This window comes from Geodermatophilus sp. SYSU D00867 (assembly GCF_054050315.1).
This window is the reverse complement of the sequence record NZ_JBJGZC010000015.1, coordinates 63,320-82,277: the sequence shown is the minus strand read 5'-3', so window position 1 is coordinate 82,277 and position 18,958 is coordinate 63,320. Positions and strand designations below refer to the sequence as shown.

24 protein-coding genes are annotated in these 18,958 nt (G+C 77.0%); 6 read left to right on the top strand and 18 right to left on the bottom strand.

What is annotated here, in order from left to right:
• Nucleotides 1–38: 38 nt before the first annotated feature.
• Nucleotides 39–458: a hypothetical protein gene (locus tag ACI8AK_RS15645; RefSeq protein ID WP_387986107.1), complete on the bottom strand. Its 420-nt coding sequence runs from the start codon at nt 456–458 to the stop codon at nt 39–41.
• A 60-nt stretch (nt 459–518) separates the two neighbouring features.
• On the opposite strand from ACI8AK_RS15645, the gene ACI8AK_RS15640 reads away from it, so the two are divergent.
• On the top strand, nt 519–806 hold the full coding sequence (locus ACI8AK_RS15640; RefSeq protein WP_387986109.1) for a DUF6343 family protein: 288 nt from the start codon (nt 519–521) through the stop codon (nt 804–806).
• A 69-nt stretch (nt 807–875) separates the two neighbouring features.
• Nucleotides 876–1,775 carry an NADP-dependent oxidoreductase gene (locus tag ACI8AK_RS15635; RefSeq protein WP_456957005.1) on the top strand — a complete coding sequence of 300 codons (900 nt, stop codon included), beginning with the start codon at nt 876–878 and terminating at the stop codon, nt 1,773–1,775.
• A gap of 23 nt (nt 1,776–1,798) precedes the next feature.
• On the opposite strand, the gene cutA is transcribed toward ACI8AK_RS15635, so the two are convergent.
• Nucleotides 1,799–2,128 (bottom strand): divalent-cation tolerance protein CutA, encoded by a 330-nt coding sequence (gene cutA, locus ACI8AK_RS15630; RefSeq protein WP_387986115.1) that lies wholly within the window; start codon nt 2,126–2,128, stop codon nt 1,799–1,801.
• 43 nt (nt 2,129–2,171) lie between these two features.
• On the opposite strand from cutA, the gene ACI8AK_RS15625 reads away from it, so the two are divergent.
• Nucleotides 2,172–2,408 (top strand): hypothetical protein, encoded by a 237-nt coding sequence (locus tag ACI8AK_RS15625; protein ID WP_387986117.1) that lies wholly within the window; start codon nt 2,172–2,174, stop codon nt 2,406–2,408.
• 131 nt (nt 2,409–2,539) lie between these two features.
• Here the strand turns inward: ACI8AK_RS15625 and ACI8AK_RS15620 are convergent, their stop codons facing one another.
• Nucleotides 2,540–4,702 carry a protein kinase domain-containing protein gene (locus tag ACI8AK_RS15620; RefSeq protein ID WP_456957004.1) on the bottom strand — a complete coding sequence of 721 codons (2,163 nt, stop codon included), beginning with the start codon at nt 4,700–4,702 and terminating at the stop codon, nt 2,540–2,542.
• A 318-nt stretch (nt 4,703–5,020) separates the two neighbouring features.
• Here ACI8AK_RS15620 and ACI8AK_RS15615 point away from each other — a divergent pair, with 318 nt between their 5' ends.
• Complete coding sequence (locus tag ACI8AK_RS15615; RefSeq protein WP_456957003.1) at nt 5,021–5,275, top strand: hypothetical protein; 255 nt, start codon at nt 5,021–5,023, stop codon at nt 5,273–5,275.
• 6 nt (nt 5,276–5,281) lie between these two features.
• Here ACI8AK_RS15615 and ACI8AK_RS15610 read toward each other — a convergent pair whose 3' ends face one another.
• The gene (locus ACI8AK_RS15610) at nt 5,282–5,761 is read right to left on the bottom strand and encodes a MarR family winged helix-turn-helix transcriptional regulator (protein ID WP_456957001.1); all 480 of its coding nucleotides are present in this window, start codon (nt 5,759–5,761) and stop codon (nt 5,282–5,284) included.
• 28 nt (nt 5,762–5,789) lie between these two features.
• On the opposite strand from ACI8AK_RS15610, the gene ACI8AK_RS15605 reads away from it, so the two are divergent.
• Complete coding sequence (locus ACI8AK_RS15605; RefSeq protein ID WP_456957000.1) at nt 5,790–6,209, top strand: nuclear transport factor 2 family protein; 420 nt, start codon at nt 5,790–5,792, stop codon at nt 6,207–6,209.
• Nucleotides 6,210–6,214: 5 nt separating this feature from the next.
• On the opposite strand, the gene ACI8AK_RS15600 is transcribed toward ACI8AK_RS15605, so the two are convergent.
• From ACI8AK_RS15600 to ACI8AK_RS15555, 10 genes are all read right to left on the bottom strand, one after another.
• On the bottom strand, nt 6,215–6,613 hold the full coding sequence (locus ACI8AK_RS15600; protein ID WP_456902351.1) for a hypothetical protein: 399 nt from the start codon (nt 6,611–6,613) through the stop codon (nt 6,215–6,217).
• Nucleotides 6,610–6,825: a hypothetical protein gene (locus ACI8AK_RS15595; RefSeq protein ID WP_456956998.1), complete on the bottom strand. Its 216-nt coding sequence runs from the start codon at nt 6,823–6,825 to the stop codon at nt 6,610–6,612. Before ACI8AK_RS15595 ends, ACI8AK_RS15600 begins: the two co-directional genes overlap by 4 nt.
• Before the next feature lie 125 nt (nt 6,826–6,950).
• Nucleotides 6,951–7,133, bottom strand: coding sequence for a hypothetical protein (locus tag ACI8AK_RS15590; RefSeq protein WP_456956996.1), 183 nt, complete (start codon nt 7,131–7,133; stop codon nt 6,951–6,953).
• A gap of 360 nt (nt 7,134–7,493) precedes the next feature.
• On the bottom strand, nt 7,494–7,952 hold the full coding sequence (locus ACI8AK_RS15585) for a hypothetical protein (protein ID WP_387986131.1): 459 nt from the start codon (nt 7,950–7,952) through the stop codon (nt 7,494–7,496).
• The gene (locus tag ACI8AK_RS15580; protein ID WP_387986134.1) at nt 7,949–8,350 is read right to left on the bottom strand and encodes a TadE/TadG family type IV pilus assembly protein; all 402 of its coding nucleotides are present in this window, start codon (nt 8,348–8,350) and stop codon (nt 7,949–7,951) included. Before ACI8AK_RS15580 ends, ACI8AK_RS15585 begins: the two co-directional genes overlap by 4 nt.
• On the bottom strand, nt 8,340–8,558 hold the full coding sequence (locus ACI8AK_RS15575) for a hypothetical protein (RefSeq protein ID WP_387986135.1): 219 nt from the start codon (nt 8,556–8,558) through the stop codon (nt 8,340–8,342). The genes ACI8AK_RS15580 and ACI8AK_RS15575 overlap by 11 nt, the downstream gene beginning before the upstream one ends.
• A gap of 30 nt (nt 8,559–8,588) precedes the next feature.
• On the bottom strand, nt 8,589–9,524 hold the full coding sequence (locus ACI8AK_RS15570) for a type II secretion system F family protein (protein ID WP_456902349.1): 936 nt from the start codon (nt 9,522–9,524) through the stop codon (nt 8,589–8,591).
• Nucleotides 9,525–9,594: 70 nt separating this feature from the next.
• Nucleotides 9,595–10,458, bottom strand: coding sequence for a type II secretion system F family protein (locus tag ACI8AK_RS15565; protein WP_456956994.1), 864 nt, complete (start codon nt 10,456–10,458; stop codon nt 9,595–9,597).
• Nucleotides 10,449–11,693, bottom strand: coding sequence for a CpaF family protein (locus ACI8AK_RS15560; protein ID WP_456956993.1), 1,245 nt, complete (start codon nt 11,691–11,693; stop codon nt 10,449–10,451). The genes ACI8AK_RS15565 and ACI8AK_RS15560 overlap by 10 nt, the downstream gene beginning before the upstream one ends.
• Nucleotides 11,694–11,933: 240 nt before the next feature.
• Nucleotides 11,934–12,203, bottom strand: coding sequence for a hypothetical protein (locus ACI8AK_RS15555; protein ID WP_387986145.1), 270 nt, complete (start codon nt 12,201–12,203; stop codon nt 11,934–11,936).
• Nucleotides 12,204–12,557: 354 nt separating this feature from the next.
• Between ACI8AK_RS15555 and ACI8AK_RS15550 the strand changes: the two genes are divergently transcribed.
• Entirely contained in the window at nt 12,558–13,259 is a 702-nt protein-coding gene (locus tag ACI8AK_RS15550) for a DUF4230 domain-containing protein (protein WP_456956991.1), read from the top strand.
• A 12-nt stretch (nt 13,260–13,271) separates the two neighbouring features.
• On the opposite strand, the gene ACI8AK_RS15545 is transcribed toward ACI8AK_RS15550, so the two are convergent.
• The 4 genes from ACI8AK_RS15545 to ACI8AK_RS15530 all read right to left on the bottom strand — a co-directional run bounded on the left by ACI8AK_RS15545 (nt 13,272) and on the right by ACI8AK_RS15530 (nt 18,945).
• The gene (locus tag ACI8AK_RS15545; RefSeq protein ID WP_456956990.1) at nt 13,272–15,959 is read right to left on the bottom strand and encodes a putative bifunctional diguanylate cyclase/phosphodiesterase; all 2,688 of its coding nucleotides are present in this window, start codon (nt 15,957–15,959) and stop codon (nt 13,272–13,274) included.
• Nucleotides 15,960–16,061: 102 nt separating this feature from the next.
• On the bottom strand, nt 16,062–17,612 hold the full coding sequence (locus ACI8AK_RS15540) for an acetolactate synthase large subunit (RefSeq protein WP_456956988.1): 1,551 nt from the start codon (nt 17,610–17,612) through the stop codon (nt 16,062–16,064).
• Nucleotides 17,609–17,929, bottom strand: coding sequence for an EthD family reductase (locus ACI8AK_RS15535; RefSeq protein WP_387986154.1), 321 nt, complete (start codon nt 17,927–17,929; stop codon nt 17,609–17,611). The genes ACI8AK_RS15540 and ACI8AK_RS15535 overlap by 4 nt, the downstream gene beginning before the upstream one ends.
• 80 nt (nt 17,930–18,009) lie before the next feature.
• On the bottom strand, nt 18,010–18,945 hold the full coding sequence (locus ACI8AK_RS15530; RefSeq protein ID WP_456956986.1) for an NADP-dependent oxidoreductase: 936 nt from the start codon (nt 18,943–18,945) through the stop codon (nt 18,010–18,012).
• Nucleotides 18,946–18,958: the final 13 nt, after the last annotated feature.

Below are 18,958 nucleotides of genomic sequence, written 5' to 3'. Positions count from 1 at the left end.
GGTAGTGCGCCGCCCGCCCGGGAGCGCCGGGCGCGCGGTCAGCCGATCCGCTCGGCCATCCACCGGGGGACGGCGTCCGGCGGCCGCGGGTGGTCGCGCAGCTCGGCGACCAGCGCCTCCCGCGGCAGCGGCGGGCCGTCGGGCTCGGCGTCGGCGTTGAAGATCGGCAGCAGCCGGCTCGTGGCCCGGTCGAGGGTCATGTCCGTCTGCAGCCAGGTGCCGCGCTCCGGCGTCCACATGACCCGCTTGAGCTCCTCGACGGCGGTCCGGACGGCGGCGGTCGCCGGCACCGGGACCGGCTCGCCGTCGGCGGGCCCGGCGGTGAGCAGGTCGCGCCGGACGTCGCCGACCACCGTGGCGCGGTAGCGGACGCGGGCCGCGTCGGCCGGGACGGCGGCGAGCAGGGCGGCGCCGAGGTCGCGGAGGACGGCGGTCGTGTCGCGGGCGGGCGGGGTCACGCCCGCCATCCTCGCAGCGGCCGCCCGGGTGACCGGGCCGGCACCGGGTACCCCTCCCCCATGAGCGAGCCGCGGCGCCGGCGCACCCGCGAGGAGTACGCGCGGGGCCTCCCCGACCACCACGACCCGACGGCGGGCATCGGCGGCGCGGCGCCGGCGCAGTCGGCGCTCACCCTCCGGCTGGTGCTGGCCGCCTTCGGGCTGGTCGTCTGCACGGTGTTCGGTGTCCTGTGGTGGCGCACCGACCTGCCGACGTGGCCCGCGGTGGTGCTGTTCGTCCTCGCCGCGGTCGCGCTGGTCGACCTGGTGGTCGTCGCCCGGCGCAAGCTCCGCGGCGAGCCGGGCTGACGGCGGGAACGCGCGCGCGGTGACGGCGGTTGCAGCGCGACGTCGACCGCCGAGCGGGAGGAGCGCGGCATGCGCGCCGTCGTGTACGAGGAGTACGGGGAGCCCGAGGTCCTGCACGTCGCCGAGGTGGCGGAGCCGCACGCCGGGCCGGGGCAGGTCCGGGTCGCCGTCCGCGCGGCGAGCGTGAACCCGTTCGACTGGAAGCAGGTCACCGGCCTGGTGGCCCGCGGCGACCGGCCGGCCGGGCCGACCGTGCCCGGCGCGGACGCCGCCGGGGTGGTGGACGAGGTCGGCGAGGGCGTGACCGGGGTGCAGGTCGGCGACGCGGTGTTCGGCCTGGGCCGGCGGACCGCCGCCGAGCACGCCGTCCTCACCGCGTGGGCGCCGAGGCCGCCGGAGGTGTCGTTCGAGGTCGCCGCCGGGTTGGGCGTGGCCGGGGAGACCGCCGTCCGGGTGCTCGACCTGCTCGGGCTGGACGCCGGCCGCACGGTCGTCGTCGACGGCGCGAGCGGCGGGGTCGGCGCGACGACCGTGCAGGTCGCCGTCAGCCGCGGGCTCGGCGTGATCGGGACGTCGTCGCCGGCCAACGCCGACTTCGTCCGCTCGCTCGGCGCGCTGCCGACCGCCTACGGCGAGGGCCTGGCCGACCGCGTGCGCGAGCTCGCCCCCGACGGCGTGGACGGCGCGGTCGACACCGCCGGGCGGGGGTCGGTGCGCGACCTGGTCGCGCTCACCGGCGACCCGGGGAGGGTGGTCACCATCGCCGACTTCGGCGCCGGCGGGCTCGGCGTGCACGTGACGACGTCCAGCGTCGGCGCCGCGCCCCGGCTGGCCGAGGTCGCCGGGCTGGCGCGGCAGGGCCGGCTGCGGCTCCCGGTCGCCGGCAGCTACCCGTTCGAGCGGGCGGCCGAGGCGTACCGGCGCAGCCGCGAGGGCCACGTCCGCGGCAAGCTCGTGCTCGTGCCCTGACCGGGCCCCCGCCCGGGCCCCGACTAGGGCTCGCGCGTCTCGGCCACCACCCAGCGCAGGTAGTCGGGGCCGCCGCCGACCAGCGGCAGCGCGATGACGCACGGGACGTCGTAGGGGTGCAGCTCGGCGGTGCGGGCGACGATCGCCGGCACCAGCGCGGCGCGGGTGTGCAGCGCGACGCGGGCCTCCGGGTCGTCGTGCACCTCCCCCGCCCACCGGTACACCGACCGGATCGCGGCGAGCTGGTGCCCGCAGGCGGCCAGCCGCTCCTCCACCAGGGTCCGCGTGTAGCCGGCCAGCCAGTCGGCGTCCGGCCCGGTGACCACCACCTCGACGACGTCCACGGCGGTCATCCTCCGGGTGCGTGCGCCGCCCCGCGCCGGGTAGGGGCCGCCCATGAGCGACGACCTGACACTCGAGATCGACGGTGAGACGTACGTGGTGCGGCAGGGCGCCGAGGGGCTGCAGGTGGGCCGCCGCAACGGCGGCGACGTGAGCTGGCTCGACGACGTCGACCCGGCCCTGCTGCCCGAGGACGCCCGCGCGGCGCTCGCCGAGGGCGACACCTCCAACGAGGCGCTGCGCACCGCGCTCGGCGGCATCGTCCAGGCCGAGGTGGAGCGCGGCGGCTGACCTCCGCCCGGGACGGCCGCCCGGTCCCCCCGGCGGCCGTCCCGGTCAGCGGTACGCGTACGGCGCGAGCGCCCGCGCGACGGGCGCGCGTCCCCGGGGACGTGGGTGCCGCCCGGTGTCCGAGGCGCCGCTCACCCCCAGGGCGCCGCGTAGTACCAGGCGGCGTCCAGGTCGGCGACCGTGTGGCCGGCCCACTCGATGTGGATCTCCATCAGCCGGCGCTCGGGCTCGACGGGGCCCCACGCCTCCCAGGCCGGGTCGACGCCGGGTGAGCTCTGCCGGTACCACCCGCCCTCCGCCGTGGTGGTGAGCGCCGGGTCGGCGAGCCCGTCGAGCTCGGCGATCCGCGCGTCCAGCGCCGCCTGGTCGGGGTACTGGACGAACGTGGCGTAGATGCCCGAGGGGAGCGTGCAGACGATCACCGCGACCGCTTGCACCGTGCTGCGCGGCTCCGAGAGGTCGCACGTGGCGTCGCCCCAGCCCCCGGGACCGGGCGCGGGTGGCACCAGGGCGTTGAACGCGGCTGCCAGGTCCGCGGCCGCCAGCCAGGGGCTGACCTCGAGGGGGACGGTGGCGCTGGACGACGGGGCGTCGCCGGAGTCGTCGACGGCCACGACCGTGTAGTCGTGGCGCCCCGGCGGCGGGTCCTCGTCCAGGAAGGTCGTGCCCGCGGCCTGCGCGTCGAGCACCTCGTCGTCGCGGCGGACCTCGTAGTGGCCGGCGTTGTCGACCGGCGTCCACGACAGCTCCACACCCGAGATCAGCACCTCGGCGGACAGGTCGCCGACGGGGTGCAGCGCGCTGACCACCGGTGCCGCCGTCGTCAGGTCGGAGCGTTCGCCGTCGTCGGCGACGGCAGCCACCGAGTACTCGGCGCGGACGCCGCTGCCCACGTCGGTGTCGAGGTACGACGTCCCGTCGGACCGGCCGAGCGGGACGCCGTCGCGGTGCACCTCGTAGCCGGCGGCACCCTCGACCTGCTGCCAGCGGAGCTCGACGCCGCCGGCCCGGACGTCGGCCGTCACGGAGGCCGGGCGGTCCAGCGCCCACGGACGCCAGAGCACGACGCCGACCGCCGCCGCGGCGAGCAGCAGCACGACGGCGGCCGCCACCGGCCACAGCCACCGGCGGCGTGGCCGGGAACGGGACCCGCCGGCGGGCGGCGGGAGGGGAGGCGGGCCCTGCGGGCCGGTCGGCGGCGGGCCCTGCGGGCCGGTCGGCGGGCCGGCGCCGTACGGCCCGCTCGGGAGGCCGGTGTCGTACGGCCCGCTCGGGGGGCCGGTGTCGTACGGCCCGGCCGGCGCGCTCCGCGGGCCCGGGACCCCGGCGACGGTGGGCGCCGTCCACGCCGGGACCCCGGCCTGCCCCGGGCGCGGCGGGACCGGTCCCGGCCCGGGCGGTGGCGGTCCCGGGTACGCCGCGACCGGTGCGCGGCCCGAGGACACGGTCGTGGGCGCCGGGGCGAACACGTCCCGGACGGCGGCGGCAAGGGCGGCGCAGGACGCGGGGCGGTCGTCCGGGTCGGGCGCCAGGGCCCGCCGCAGCACGTCCCGCAGCGCCGGCCGGCCGGGCGGGAGGGCGTCCCACGCCTCCGGCCGCGGCCCGGCGAGGACCGCGCCCATGACGGCCAGCGAGGACTGCTGGTCGAACAGCCGCCGCCCGGTGAGGAGCTCGTAGGCGACACAACCGAGGGCGTAGACGTCGACCGCGCCGGTGATCGGGCGGTCGAGCAGCTGCTCGGGCGCGGCGTACGGGAGGCTGGCCAGCAGGGCGCCGGTGTCGGTCAGCGGGCGGGAGGAACTGCTGTCGCGGGCGATGCCGAAGTCGGTGAGGATCGCCCGCTCCCCGCCGGTGCCGCCCCGGGCCAGCAGGATGTTGGCGGGCTTGACGTCCCGGTGCACCAGCCCCATCTCGTGGGCGTGGTCCAGGCCGCTGCCCACGGCCTCGAGGACCCGGACCACGCGTTGCGGCGCCAGCGGGCCCTCCTGCCGCAGCACCGCGTCGAGGTCGGGGCCGTCGACGAACTGCATGGTCAGCCACAGCCGGCCCTCGTCGCAGCCGCGGTCGTGGACCCGCACGAGCGCCGGGTGGTCGAGCCGGCAGGCCAGCTCGGCCTCGCGCTCGAAGCGCGCGGCGAAGGACGGGTCGGCGGAGAGGTGGGCGTGGATGACCTTCATGGCGTCCTGCCGCGGCAGCCGCGGGTGCTGCACGAGCAGGACCGACCCCATGCCGCCCGACCCGAGCGGCCGGATGACGCGGTACCCCGCGAAGACGTCCCCTGGCGCGAGTTCCATCCCCGCCCCCCGTCGCCCGGCCCCGGTTCCCGCCGTCCGCCTCGGAGGCGACCCGAGGAGGCGGACCGTAGGCCCGCCCGCCGCCGCGGCCGGGATCCGTTCCCGCCGGCTCCGCGCGGCCGGGGCGGGGCCCGTGCGTGGCGTGACCCTCGCGGCCGCCTCGGGGGCGCTCCGTCACCGGCGCGGAGCGACGACGCCCCCGCCGGGAGCCCCGGTCCGGCAGGGCCCTTCGACCCTCCGCGGCGTCGCGCGGCGGTCCTAGCGTCGGCCCCGGACGCCGATCACGCGGCGCCCGAGGCGCCACCCCGGGGAGTCGCCATGACCACCTCCACCGAACGGCCGCCCACCGCGGTCGAGCAGCCCGCCGTCGCCGGACCGCCCGCCGCGGCCGAGCAGTCCCAGCGGCCCGCCGACGACGCGGCCACCCCGCTCACCCCGGAGAAGCGCGGCATCGAGGAACGCGGCTGGCTGCTGTTCGCGATCGTGGTCACCTTCATCGTGCTCGCCTTCGCCGGGATGATCGTGCTCACCGCGCTGGGTGGCGGCACGACCTACGTGCCCTGGAACGGCTGACCGCCCTCACCCCGACAGCGCGCCGTCGGGCGGCCGCACCGCCCGCCGGCGCACCTGCTCGCCCAGGCCGAGGACGTCGAGCGCGTCCAGCAGCACGTCCCGGCACGCCTCGAACCGCTCGTCGCCGACCGCGGCGCGCACCCGCGCGTCGACGTCGGCGCGGGCGTCTCGGGCCACCTGCACCACCCGCCGCCCGGCCGGCGTGAGCGCCACCGGGCGCCGCCGCCGGTCGTCGGCGTCGCCGGCCGGCCCGACGTAGCCGAGGTCGGCCAGCTCCCCGAGCGCCTTCGACACCGCCTGCTGGCTGACGCCGAGCTCGGCGGCGATCTCCGTCGCGGTGGCCGGCCCGGCCAGCAGGCGCTGCACGAGGTAGCCGTGCCCGCGGCGCAGCCCGGTGCCGTCGAGCGCCTGCAGGACGGCGTCGTCGACGGCCGTGCCGAGCAGGGAGAGGACGGAGGCGAGGTCGAGCTCCGGAGGCCTGGACACACAACCATGGTTGTGCAACTTTGCGTCCATGACAACCACGACACCGGACACGGACGTCGCCACGGTCGTCCGCCGCTACTACGCCACCGTCGCCGACCTCGCCGCGAGCGAGGACGACCTGCGCCCGCTGCTCGACGCGCGGCTGCGGGTGGTGGAGCACCCCAACGCCGTGACGCCCCACGGCGCCACCCGCGACCTCGCGGGGACGCTCGCCGGGTTCCGCGCCGGGAAGGCACTGCTGGGCGAGCAGTCGTTCGAGGTCCACGAGGTGCTCACCTCCGGCGACCGCGCCGCCGTCCGGGCCACCTGGCGCGGCACCGTCGGCGTCGACGCCGGCCCATACCGCGCCGGCGAGGAGCTCCTCGCGCACGTCGCCGCGCTGCTCACCGTCCGGGACGGCCGCGTCGTCGACCACGAGACCTTCGATTGCTACGAGCCCCTGCCCTAGGCCGGTCAGTCCATCTGCCAGCCGATCAGCGCCTGGGACGTCGGTCCGAGGAACCACGCCAGGACGAGGACGCACGCCACGGCGACGGCGGCGTACGCGAGCGCCGTGCGCGGTGCCGGGCGGAGCGTCCGCCCGACGCTGAAGCCGCACGCCACGAGCACGAACACCAGCGTCAGCGGCGCGAGGGCGATGGACAGCACCGCGGCCAGGCGGAGCCACCCGCCGAGGTGGGGGATCGTCGCCGGCCACAGGTCCTTCGGGTCGTGGGATCCGGAGGCCACCTCGGCGAGCGGCAGGTGGTGCAGGCCGTTGGCGACGTACGGGACGACGACGCCGAGCACGTAGAGGAGGACGGCGCCGAGGGCGACGGCGCCCAGGCGGACGGCGCCGCGCGTCGTGGTCACCGCTCCCCGCCCTCCGCGCTCGTGCGGCGTGACGGGTCGATCCTGAGCTCGCCGTCGAGGATCCGCAGCTGTCCCTCCGTCAACGGCTCCTGGTCTCGGTCGGCCTCTCGGTACACCGTGTGCTTCTCGGTCAACTCGTCCAGCACGCGGCGCTCCTCGCGGGCGTCGGCCGTGTCCTGACGGTCCCGATCCGTGAACCGGACGATCGCCACGGGTCCCCCTCGGCCGGACGGCAGTCCCTGCGCACGAGTAGACACCCGACGGCGAGCCGGAGCCGGACGTCCCGGTCCGCGGGGCCCGCGCCGCCCTCGTCGGGCGAGGCGCCCCTCGCGGCGGGTCACCGCTGGGCCGCGAACCGCTCCTCGAGCAGACGGTTCACGCAGGCCTCCGCCTCGTCGACGGCGCGGGCGTTCTCCCCGCTGGGGCACCGGTCCCACGAGGTGCGGGCGACGCCGAGCGCGATGTAGGCGACCGAGATGTCGTAGTCGAGTTGGTCGATGCTGGTGATGGACGGGCTCATCACGACCTCCGCGATCTGTGCCTGTGAGCTGCACGTTAGGCCGCGGGTGTGACGGTTCCGTTGCCCCGAGGACGCCGGCGGATGCCGATCCGTCCCGTCCGGCACCTCCTCCTCACCGGCGTCGCCACCGACCCACCGGAGGACGACGGACGGCGGTCCCGTGACCGACCCCCTCACGCGCGAGCGGACCGACCCACTGGCACCCCGAGCGCGGGGAGTCGTCGGGGAGCGTGCCGGCGGGTCACGAGGAGGTGCGGGACCGCGCAGCACACCGGCCACGCCGACGTCCTGCAGGAGTCGATCGACGGCCGGAAGGCGACCGGCTGACCTGCCCTCCGTCGGGACGACCGGGGCCGGTCCTCAGCGGTCGACGTAGCGGTCGGTCTCGACGACGAACCGGCCGGTGGCGGTGTTGGCGTCGACGAACTCCGGCAGCAGCGGGATCCGCACGGTCACCGTGGCGCAGACGGAGAACTCCTCCCCCGGCGCGAGGGTGGGCGCGTACGCCGCCGCCCCGCACTCGGCGCCCGCGGGGGCGAAGGACAGCCGCACGTCGGTGGCGTCGACCGACTGGTCGGCCACCGCCAGCTGCGCCGCCCGCTCCGCCCGCGCCAGCCCGGTGCCGACATCGGGAGCGGTGGCCAGCGCGCGGCCGGCCTCCCGCGCGGCGGCGGTCGCGGCGAACACCCCGCGCTGCACGGCGGAGAACCCGGCGACGACGTAGACCAGCGGCACGAAGACCACCAGCGCGACGAAGACGAACTCCACGACCGCCGACCCGCGCTCCCCCGACCCCAGCCGGGCGCGCAGCCACCTCACGCGGCCTCCTCCACCGCGCGGCCGGTGACGTCCAGCGGCAGCAGGTCGCCGAGACCGGCCAGCAGCGTCGGCACCGCGCCGCTGCAGCGCACGCTCACCAGCGCCAGCCCGGTGTCGTCGACCTCCTCGGCCGCGGTGCACACCAGCCCCTCGGCGGTGCCGGCCGTCGTCGCCCGCGCCACCGCCTCCAGCGCCCGGCCGGTCGCCGCGTCGGCGGGCACGTCGGCGTTGGCCGCGTACCGGGCGCCCTCCTGCGCGCTCGCCGTCACCACGTTGCGGACGTGCACGTAGACGGCGACCTGCAGCACCGCCAGCAGCAGCACGACGACGAGCACCGACACCAGCACGAAGTCGACGACGGCGCTGCCCCGCTCCCCGTCGACCGGTTCAGCCGCCATTCGTGACGGAGGCCAGTGCGTTCTGCACCGCCGACACGATCGCCTCGCGGAACGGCACGAGGATGGCCAGCACGAGGGCCGCCGTCATCACGGTGATCATCACCCAGCCGGGGACGTCGCCCCGCTCGGGATCCTCGTCCCGCAACCGCGCGGCAGCCGCCCTGCTCAGGGCCGTGGTCAGGGTGAGCAGCCAGGTCAGCGCCCGCATCCGTCGTCCTCCTCCGTTGTGCACCGGCGCTCACCGCGCCAGCGAGACGATGCTGATCAGCCCCGGGAACAGGGCGAACAGGACGGTGACCGGAAGCACCAGGAAGACGACCGGCACCATCATGGCGATCTCCTTGCGGCCGCCGGCCTCGAGCAGCCGGCGCTTGCCGGCCTCGCGGACGTCGGCCGCCTGCGCGCGCAACACCTCGGCGAGCGGGGTGCCGCGCTCGATGGCCACCAGCAGGCCGTCGACGAAGCGGGCGAGCGCGTCCACCGAGGTCCGGTCGGCCACCTGCTGCAGCGCCGCCGTCAGCGGGACGCCGGCCCGCGCCCGCCCGAGCGCGCCGCCGAGCTCGCGGGCCAGCTCGCCGCCCGAGAGCCGGGTGACCCGGGCGATCGCCGCGGCGGGCCCCTCCCCCGCCGTCACGGCCAGCGCGAGCAGCTCGGCGACGACGGGGAACTCCGCGAGCAGCAGGTCCTCGCGGCGGCGCACCTGCTGGGTCAGCCACCAGTCGCGGCCGAGCACCCCGCCGAGCAGGCCGGCCAGGCACAGCAGCGCCACCGACAGCACGTTGACGCTGCCGGCCAGCAGCGCACCGAGTGCCGCGAGCAGCGCCGCACCGAGCAGGCCGAGCCCGCCCCAGACGACCTGCTCGACGCGCAGGTCCTCCACCGTCTGGTCGCTGCCGAGCGCGTCGAGCCGGCGCCGGACGGCGGAGCGCCCCCCGAGCACGCGGTCGACGAAGCGGGCGCCGTCGGTCACGACCGGGCCGAACACCCGGCGCGCGGCGGTGAGCAGGCCCGGCTCGGTCGCCGTCCCGAGCAGTCGCGACGGCGGCGGGGTGTCGTGCACGTAGGGCGCCAGCCGGTCGACCAGCCGCACGGAGCGGAACGGCGGCGCGAACGTGACGACGAGCAGCAGACCGGCCGCGGCCGCACCGCCCAGCAGCATCCCGAGCAGCGTCACCGCGACACCCCGCCGCTCCGCGGCCCGTTCGCTCCGCTCCTCGCTCGCCGGCGCTCGCCGCGGTGCTCGCTCACTGGAGCACCCGCACGTCCTGCGGCAGCCGCCCGATCCGCATCATCAGCCGGTAGGCAACGAGACAGACCACGCCTCCCCCGAGGAGCAGCGCGGTGCCCAGCGGTGAGTCGTAGGCGGCCAGTGTCGTCGACTGGGTGGCCAGCAGCAGGAGCACCGCCCACGGCGCGGCGACGGCGAGCCGCGCGGCCTGCACGACCCAGCCCTGCCGCGTCTCCAGCTCGGCGCGGGCACGGGCGTCCTCGCGGAGGAAGCCGGCCAGTGTGCGCAGGACCCGGCCGAGGTCGCTGCCGCCGACCTCCCGGGCCACCCGCAGCGTCTCGACGATCCGGTCCCCCACCGGGTCGGCCAGGTCGGCCTTGAGCCGGTCGAGGCTCTCGCCGAAGCGGCCGGTGGAGCGGTGGTCGGCGGCGAACCGGGCGAACGGCGGGCGCAGCACCTCCGGCCCGCGCGTGGCCAGCGCGGCCAGCGACTCCGGCAGCGACAGCCCCGCGCGGACGGCCGAGGCGAGGTTGTCGACCACCTCGGGCCACACCTCGCGCAGGTCGGCCCGGCGACGGGCCGACAGCCGGCGCACCTGCACGGGCGGCAGGGCGGCGGCGAACACGCCGAAGGCGAGGCTGACCGTCACCGTGCCGGTGGTCAGCAGGACGACGACGAGGGCCAGCAGCCCGAGGCCGGCCTGCAGCGCGACCAGCTGCGCCGGGTTGATCCCGGTCAGGCCCGCCTCGGCCAGCAGCCGCGCCCGGCGGCCGGGCCGGCGCGGGACGGCGCGCCGCTGCGGTGCCCGCGGCCCGCTGCGCCAGACGAGCAGCAGGCCGACGCCGAGCAGCAGCCCGAGCAGCGCGCCGGTCAGCTCCACGCCGGCGTCCCGAGGAGCGCGGCCAGGTCGTACCCGGCGGCGGCGAAGCGCTCGGCGTGCGGCGGGAAGCCCTCGGCGCGGACCAGCCGCCCGTCCCGGGTGGTGAAGACGTCGGCCAGCTCGATGACGCCGTCCTCGGCGCGGCCGGGCACCGCCACGACCTCCCGCACCCGGCGCTGGCCGGAGGCCTCGGTGGCCACGTGCACCACCAGGTCGACGCTGGCCGCGACCGTCGGGACGACGAAGGCGTGCCCGATGTTGTCGCCGGCCAGCAGCGGCAGCGTGCACATCTTCACCACGGCCTCGCGGGCGCTGTTGGCGTGCAGCGTGCACATCCCGGGCAACCCGCTGTTCAGCGCGATGAGCAGGTCCAGGCACTCCTCCTGCCGCACCTCGCCGACGACGATCCGCGAGGGCCGCATCCGCAGCGCCTCCTTGACCAGCCGGCGCAGCGGGATCTCCCCGGCGCCCTCGAGGTTGGGCTGGCGGGTCTGCATCGCGACGACGTCGGGCAGCGGCACGCGGAGCTCGAAGACCTCCTCGCAGGTGATCACCCGTTCCCTCGCCGGGATCGCCGCGCACAGGCAGTTGAGCAGGGTGGTCTTGCCGGCCTGGGTGCCGCCGGAGACCAGCACGTTCAGGCCCGCGGCGACGGCCGCCTCGAGGAAGCGGGCGGCCTGCGTCGTCACCGTCCCGGTGGCGACCAGCTCGTCGAGGCCGTGCGCGCGCAGCACGAACTTGCGGATGTTGACCGCCATGTGCCGCCGGGTGATGTCCGGGATGACCACGTGCAGCCGCGAGCCGTCGGGCAGCACCGCGTCGACGAAGGGCTGGCTCATGTCGATCCGCCGCCCGGAGCTGCGCAGCATCCGCTCGACCAGGTCGGCCAGCTCGCCGGCGCCGAGGATCGTCGTCGTCAGCTCGCTGCGGCCGCGGCGGGCGACGAACACCCGGCCCGGCTCGTTGACCCAGATCTCCTCGACCTCGGGGTCGTCCAGGTGCCGCTGCAGGGGACCGAACCCGGCCACCCGGTCGAGCACGTCGCGCACCAGCGACTCGGGGTCCCCGATCGGCGGCAGCGCCGAGGTCAGCGACCGCTCGGAGTAGTCGGCGACGACGTCGCGCACCAGCACGCGGACCGGCGCGGGATCGGTGAACGGGTCGAGCCCGCGGCGCCGGATGAGCTCGCGCACCTCGCCGTCGACGACGTCCAGGGCACTCGTCGCAGTCGGCACCGCACCCCCGTCTTCCCTGTCCCGACCCCGTTCGGGACGTCGGGACGATAGGGAGACGGAGGCGTTCCGCGGGAGGGCGATCAGCCGATCTGTGGACAGCGCGTGCGCGGCCGCGGTCGCACGCCACCCGGCCAGGTGACACCCGTCAGGGCTCGTCGGAGCGGCAGGATCGAACCGCCGAGAGGGCGGATGCCCTCCGTCGCCAGACCTCCGGGATGCCGGGCTCCGCCCGGCGGGAACTCAGCGCTTGCGGAAGATCAGGTAACCGATACCGAGGATCACGTCGACGGCGACCCAGAGGAAGACGATCACCATGACGCCGATGCCGGCGCCCACCGCCGTGCCGGCCTGGCAGGCCGTGAGGGCGTCGCCCACCTGGCCGTCGCAGTTGTCGGCGGCGCTGGAGGCGCCCCCGATGATCCAGATGAGGAACAGCGCCTGGATGGCGAGGAAGACCCAGCGGAAGACGTGGCGCTTCTTCTTGACCGGGGCAGGGGCCGTCTGGGACATCGACTCTCTCCGTTCGGGACGTCTCGGTGCGAGACACGCACACCGGGACCGAGGCACGGTCGCCGGTCACCCGCCGTCGTCGGCGAGCGCCGGAACGCTAGGTCGGCAGGTCAGCCGCGCGTGGGATTTCCGGAACGACGCGGTATCGCTGTCCACAGTCGTTCGATCAGGTCCCAGGGACCTCAGCCGTGACGGCCGGCACAGCCGCTCCTGACGGCGGCGCCGCCGAGCGGGTGCGCCGACGCAGCGTTCCGGCGCCCCGGGTGCGGCGCGAGCGCACACGCTCGGCGGGAACAGAACCGGCGGGCGGGGTGCTGTACGGCACACCCCCACGACCGCGAGGAGATCGCGCGCATGCCGGTCCTGCTCCAGTCCCGTGTCCCCGCTCCCTCCGCCGCGCCGGTGCTCCGGCGCCGCCGCGGATGGCTCAGGGCGGGCATCGCCGCCGCCGTCGTCGTCCCGGTCGGGGTGGTCGTGGCCGACAGGGTGGGTGACTGGACGCCGCCGTTCGAGCAGGAGACCGTCGACCGCAGCACGAGGCCGCTGCTGCTGGCCATGGCCGACCTCGACGAGTACCACGCCGCCACCGGCACCTTCCAGGTCGTCGTCGACCAGGAGACCGACACCGCCTGGGTGCCGTCGGCGATCAGCGGCGAGCGGGTGCAGTTCCTCGCCACCGGCGACGTCGACGCCTACGTGGACTTCGGCGCCCTCGGGGAGGAGAGCGTCGACCTCTCCCCCGACGGCACGGCGGCCACCATCACCCTCCCCGCCCCGCAGCTGGCCGAGGCGCGGATCGACCCGGACGAGAGCCGGGTGCTCGACCGCGACCGCGGCCTCGTGGAGCGGCTGGGCGACGCGTTCGCCGACGACCCGACCGACGAGAGCGAGCTGTTCGCGCTCGCCGAGCGCCGGCTGGAGTCCGCCGCCGCGGACAGCGACCTGCTCGACCGCGCCGAGGACGGCACCCGCGACATGCTCACCACGCTGGCCCGGTCCCTCGGCGTCGACGACGTCACGGTCACCTTCGAGCCCGCGCCCGGGGCGGCCGGCTGACCTCCCCCGGCGTCAGACCGGGGACCTGAGCGCCCGCGGCGCGCGGGGCAGCGGCACGATCGCGGGCACCCCGCCGCGGGCCGTGGCCTGCTCGAGGAGCAGCGCCTCGGCGTCGCAGCGCTCCAGCGGCCTCGCGAACAGGTAGCCCTGCGCGGTGTCGCAGCGGCCCTCGGCCAGCAGCCGCGCCTGGTGCTCGTACTCGACGCCCTCGGCGAGGACCTCCAGGCCCAGCGTGCGGCCCAGGTCGATGGTGCCGCGCACGATCGCCGGCAGCGGCTCGCCCTCGGCGATCGCGCCGACGAACGAGCGGTCGACCTTGAGCACGTCCACGGTGAACTGCCGCAGGTGGGCCAGCGACGAGTAGCCGGTGCCGAAGTCGTCCAGCGCCAGCCGCACGCCCAGCGCCCGCAGCGCGCCGAGGCACGCGGCCGCCCGCTCCGGGTCGCCCACCAGCGCCGTCTCGGTCACCTCGAGCACCAGCGCACCGGCCGGCAGCCCGCTCCCGGCCAGCGCCGCGGCGACGCAGCCGACCAGGTCCGGCGAGGTCAGCTGCGAGGCCGACACGTTGACCGCCATCGTGGTGTCGCCGAGGTGCCGCCAGGCCGCCGCGGTCGCGCACGCCTCGCGCAGCACCCAGCCGGTGATCTCGTCGATGAGGCCCGCCGCCTCGGCCACCGGCACGAACCGGTCGGGGCCCACCGGGCCCAGCCGCGGGCTGTCCCAGCGCAGCAGGGCCTCGAAGCCGGTCAGCCGCCGGTCGGCCAGGGCGACCACCGGCTGGTAGACCAGCCGGAACTCGCCGCGCGCCACCGCGCCGTGCAGCTCCTGCTCCAGCTCGCGGGCGGCCTGCGCCGCCGCGCGCATGCCGGGCTCGAACCGCCGCACGCGGTTGCGCCCGTCGAGCTCGGCCGCGTACAGCGCGAGGTCGGCGTCGCGGACCAGCGCGTCACCGGCCACGGCCCCGCGGCCGACGGCCACGCCGATGCTGGCCGACACGGTCACCGTGCCGCCGGGCAGCGCCACCGGCCGGGAGAGCACCTCGAGCACGCGGGAGGCGGTCACCAGGGCCTCGTCGTCGCCGACGCCGGCCTGCTCGACCAGCACGGCGAACTCGTCCCCGCCCAGGCGGGCCACGGTGTCGTCGGCGCGGACGGCGCCGCGCAGCCGCGCCGCCACCTCGCGCAGCAGCGCGTCGCCGGCGGCGTGGCCGAGGGAGTCGTTGACGGCCTTGAAGCCGTCGAGGTCGAGGGAGAGCACGGCGGCCGAGCCGCCGCCGCGCACGGTGCGGCGCAGCGCCTGTCCCACGCGGTCGCTGAACAGCGCGCGGTTGGCCAGGCCGGTCAGCCCGTCGTGCAGCGTCGAGTGGGCCAGCGCCTCCTCGGCGCGGCGGCGTCCGGTCACGTCGGTCACGTGGACGACGACGCCGCCGACGTCGGGGTCGTCCCCGAGGTCGACCAGCCGGATGCCGATCCAGCGGTCCCCGCCGCGGTGGCGCGCGGGCAGCTCGGCGTCGACGACGCCACCGCCGGCGGCCAGGGCCCGCGCGAACAGCTCGCCCGTCAGCTCGGGGTCCACCCCGGCCAGGCGGACGGCGTCCGCGGCGGAGGTGACGCCGCCGGCCACGGTCCCGAGCAGTGCGGCCAGCGGCGCCGGGTCGCTGAGCAGCCGCCCGTCACGGGAGACGACGAGGACCGCGTCGGAGGAGTGCGCGGTGAGCTTGGCGGCGAACCGCTCCCGCGAGCGCACCAGCGCCCGGGCGGCGGCCTCGCCGCGCAGCAGCAGCGCGGCGCGGACGAAGACCAGTGCGGTCAGCGAGACCACGGCCAGGAACACCACGCCCGAGTCGTGACCGTGCCCGCGGACGTGCAGGACCGCGTCCACACCCGGCGGCACCAGCAGCGCACCCAGGCACACGGCCAGCCGCGCCAGGCCCGTCCGGTCGTCCTCGCGGGGGCCGGCGACGGCGACGCCGGCGGCGCAGTGCCGGACGGCGAGCGCGAGCAGCGCGCTGCCCAGCAGCCAGCCGGAGTCCAGCCATCCGCCGAAGCCCTCGGCGTCGGCGTCGAGCAGGTAGGCGACGTCGGAGACCAGCCAGCAGGCGCACGCGGCGGCCATCGCCAGCGACGTCCGCTCCCCCTGCCGGCGGGTGACCAGCAGCCGCACGACCAGGCCGATCAGCGCCGCGTCCAGCGCCGGGTAGAGCGCGAGGACGACGCGGTCGAGCAGGGGGAGGCCGGCGTCGGCGACCGTGGTGGCGATCGACAGCTCCCACACGACGAGCAGCGCGGCCACGAACACGACCAGCGCGTCGATCCAGCCGGCCAGGCGCTGGTCGCGGTCGGGGTGCCGGTCGCGGGCCAGCAGCGCGAGCGAGGCGAGGAGGGAGACGTAGCTGCCCAGGTACACGGCGTCGGCGATCCCGACGTCCGTGCCGGACCCGGTCAGCGACACCTGCACCTGCCAGACGACGTCCGCGAGCGCGGACAGGCTGACGCCCAGGGCGAGCAGGACGGCGACCGGCCGCCGCCCCGCGCGCTGCACCCAGGCCCACGCGGCGACGACGGTCAGCCCGACGACGGTGAAGTAGAGCGCGGTGCCGGCGGCCGTCCCGTACAGCAGCCCCTGCAGCGCGACCACCGCGAGCAGGAGGGCGCACGCGACGACGGCCCCCGGCCGCCTGCCCACGACGCCGGCGTCCACGCCGACGCCCCCGGTCCCCTTCGACACACGCCGGACATCGGCGCGAAACGAATGCGTCTGGAACAGGGACAGCGAGTGTTCCCCCGCGAGGGTGAGCCGGGCCTACTCCCCGGGCCGCAGCACCGCCTGCACCAGGTGCGGACCCGGCTCGCGCAGCGCCGTGCGCAGCTGCTCGGCCAGCTCCTCCGCGGTCTCGGCCCGGGTGGCCGGCACGCCCATCCCGGTGGCCAGCGCGACGAAGTCCAGCGCGGGGCCGCCCAGGTCGAGCAGCTGCCCGGCCCGCTCCCCGCCGCCGGCGGCCCCGACCCGCGCCAACTCCCCCTGGAGGATCGCGTAGGACGCGTTGTCGTAGAGGACGACGGTGACGTCGAGCTGCTCGCGGGCCATCGTCCACAGCGCCTGCAGCGTGTACATCGCGCTGCCGTCGGCCTGGAGGACGACGACCGGCCGGTCGGGGCAGGCCACCGCCGCGCCGACCGCCATCGGCAGGCCGTCGCCGATCGCGCCGCCGGTCAGGGCCAGCCAGTCGTGCTGCGGTGCGCCGGCGGTCTGCTCGACGACGCCGATCCCGGAGGTGATCGCCTCGTCGACCACGATCGCCCGCTCGGGCAGCAGCGCGCCGACCACCGCCGAGATCCCCCGCGGCGTGAGGCGCCCGGTCGGCAGCTCCGGGCGGGAGGCCTCGCGCAGCTCCGGCTCGGCGCCGGCGGCCACCTTCGCGGCCAGCTCCTCGAGCGCCGCGACGCCGTCCTCACCGGGCGCGGACAGCACGTGCACGGTGCAGTCCTCGGGCACCGGGGTGCCCGGCGTGCCGGGGTAGGCGAAGAAGTGCACCGGCGAGGTCGCCCCGGCCAGCACCAGGTGCCGGGTACCGGCCAGCGCCTTGATCGCCACCTCCGGCGGGTAGGGCAGCTTGCCGACGGCGGGCAGCCCGGCGCCGCGCACCATCCGCGCCGGGAACGTCTCGGCCATCAGCCGGACGCCGGTGCCGGCGGCCACCCGCGCCGCGGCCACGAGCCCCGCCTCCGAGGCGACGACGTCGTCGCCGAGCAGCAGCACGGTCGGCTCGCCGGAGCGCACCGCCGCGGCGACGTCCTCGACCACGTCCGGCGCCACCCGCGGCCGCGGCCGCACCCGCCGGGGCTCGGCGACGGCCGCCCCCTCGGACCAGGACACGTCGGCCGGCAGCACCAGCGTGGTGACCTGCCCCCGCGCGGCGGCCGCGACGGCGTCCGCGGCGTCGGCGGCGACGTCCTCGGGGGCCAGCGAGCGGCGCACCCAGCCGGACACCGTGCCGGCGAGGGCGTCGATGTCGGACTCCAGCGGCGCGTCCAGCCGCTTGTGCGAGCGGCCGTGGTCGCCGACGACGTTGACCACCGGCGTCCGGCCGCGCCGGGCGTTGTGCAGGTTGGCCAGGCCGTTGCCCATGCCCGGGCCCAGGTGCAGCAGCGTGGCGGCGGGCCGGCCGGCCATCCGCGCGAAGCCGTCGGCGGCGCCGGTGGCCACGCCCTCGAACAGGGTGAGGACGCCGCGCATCTCGGGGACGTCGTCGAGGGCGGCGACGAAGTGCATCTCGGACGTGCCGGGGTTGGCGAAGCAGACGTCGACCCCGGCGTCGACGAGCGTGCGGATCAGTGCCTGGGCGCCGTTCACCGGGAGACGTGCACCTCGTTCACCTCGTAGTGGGCCATGGTCACGCCGCCGCTGGCGAAGTTGCGGAGGTCGGCGGCGCCGGCCCTGCCCGCCTCGGAGGCGAACGCGGCCCCCATCGCCTGCTCGGAGTCGAAGTCGAGGTGGGCGACCAGGTACGGCGCGGGCTGGCGCGGGTCGAGCGCCTGCGGGCTGCCGGTGGTGAACCGGACCAGGCCGGGCATCTGCACGGTCAGCGGGACGTGCGTGTCGCGGTAGTGGGCGTCGAACGCCGCCGGGTCCTCCGGCTGCCCGTAGCTGACCACCAGCCTGTGCACCATCTGCCGCTCCTCCGCGCTCCTCCCCGGGCACCGTTGCCGGGGGCTCCCCCACCCTGGCACACGGGCCCGGGCGCGCGACCTCAGAAGGTGATCACCAGCCGGCCGCGCACGCCGCCGGCGGCCAGCACCCGGTGCGCCTCGGGCGCCTCCTCCGGCGCGAAGGTGCGGGCCACCCGCAGCGTCGCCGCACCCGACTCCACCTGCTCGCGCAGCCGGTCGAGCGCGGCGCCGTTCTCGGCGTAGCGGCGCACCATCGTGGGCAGCACCTCGACCCGGCCGGTCCCGTCGCCGCGGTAGCCGCGCACGGTGGCCACCTTCCCGCCGTCGCGGACCGCGGGCAGCACCAGCGCGTCCTGCACCGAGCCGTCGGCCAGCCCGTCGACGCCGTCGGGGAACTCCGCGCGGATCCGCTCGGCGACGTCGTCGCCCCGCCGCACGACGACGTCGGCGCCGAGGTCGCGCACCAGCTGCTCGTCGGCCTCGGAGGCGTCGGCGACGACGGTGTGCCCGTCGGCCTTCGCGAGCTGGACGACGTAGCCGCCGAAGGCACCGGCCGCGCCGGTCACCGCGACCACCGAGCCGGGCGGCAGGGCCATCTGGTCCAGCGCCAGCCGGGCGGTGAGCGCGTTCATCGGCAGGGTGCAGGCGGCGACGGCGTCGGCGCCCGCGGGCACCCGGGCCACCGATCCGGCGGGCAGCACGAGGTCCTCGCGGTAGCCGCCGTGCGCGCCGGTGGGGACGACGATCGCCATGACCGCGTCGCCGGCGGCCACCCGGTCGACGCCCTCGCCCACCTCGACGACCTCGCCGGCGGCGTCCATGCCGGGCACCCACGGCGGGGTCTTCACCGGGTCGCGGCCGGCGTAGGCGCCCTCGCGCAGGTGGGTGTCGGTCGGGCTCACCGCCGCGGCCCGCACCCGCAGCCGCACCTGCCCCGGCCCGAGGGGCTCGTCGGGCACGTCGACGACGGTGAGGGCCTCGGGCCCGCCGAACTCGGTCACTCCCACGGCTCGCACGCGACCGAATGTA

Excerpts from the sequence above, each read along its gene's own strand:
- ACI8AK_RS15605 (WP_456957000.1), top strand. The coding sequence starts at position 5,790 with ATGACAACCACGACACCGGACACGGACGTCGCCACGGTCGTCCGCCGC.
- ACI8AK_RS15625 (WP_387986117.1), top strand. The coding sequence starts at position 2,172 with ATGAGCGACGACCTGACACTCGAGATCGACGGTGAGACGTACGTGGTG.
- ACI8AK_RS15590 (WP_456956996.1), bottom strand. The coding sequence starts at position 7,133 with ATGAGCCCGTCCATCACCAGCATCGACCAACTCGACTACGACATCTCG.
- ACI8AK_RS15615 (WP_456957003.1), top strand. The coding sequence starts at position 5,021 with ATGACCACCTCCACCGAACGGCCGCCCACCGCGGTCGAGCAGCCCGCC.
- ACI8AK_RS15555 (WP_387986145.1), bottom strand. The coding sequence starts at position 12,203 with ATGTCCCAGACGGCCCCTGCCCCGGTCAAGAAGAAGCGCCACGTCTTC.
- ACI8AK_RS15580 (WP_387986134.1), bottom strand. The coding sequence starts at position 8,350 with ATGGCGGCTGAACCGGTCGACGGGGAGCGGGGCAGCGCCGTCGTCGAC.
- ACI8AK_RS15620 (WP_456957004.1), bottom strand. The coding sequence starts at position 4,702 with ATGGAACTCGCGCCAGGGGACGTCTTCGCGGGGTACCGCGTCATCCGG.
- ACI8AK_RS15575 (WP_387986135.1), bottom strand. The coding sequence starts at position 8,558 with ATGCGGGCGCTGACCTGGCTGCTCACCCTGACCACGGCCCTGAGCAGG.
- ACI8AK_RS15635 (WP_456957005.1), top strand. The coding sequence starts at position 876 with ATGCGCGCCGTCGTGTACGAGGAGTACGGGGAGCCCGAGGTCCTGCAC.
- ACI8AK_RS15550 (WP_456956991.1), top strand. The coding sequence starts at position 12,558 with ATGCCGGTCCTGCTCCAGTCCCGTGTCCCCGCTCCCTCCGCCGCGCCG.
- ACI8AK_RS15640 (WP_387986109.1), top strand. The coding sequence starts at position 519 with ATGAGCGAGCCGCGGCGCCGGCGCACCCGCGAGGAGTACGCGCGGGGC.
- ACI8AK_RS15535 (WP_387986154.1), bottom strand. The coding sequence starts at position 17,929 with ATGGTGCACAGGCTGGTGGTCAGCTACGGGCAGCCGGAGGACCCGGCG.
- cutA (WP_387986115.1), bottom strand. The coding sequence starts at position 2,128 with ATGACCGCCGTGGACGTCGTCGAGGTGGTGGTCACCGGGCCGGACGCC.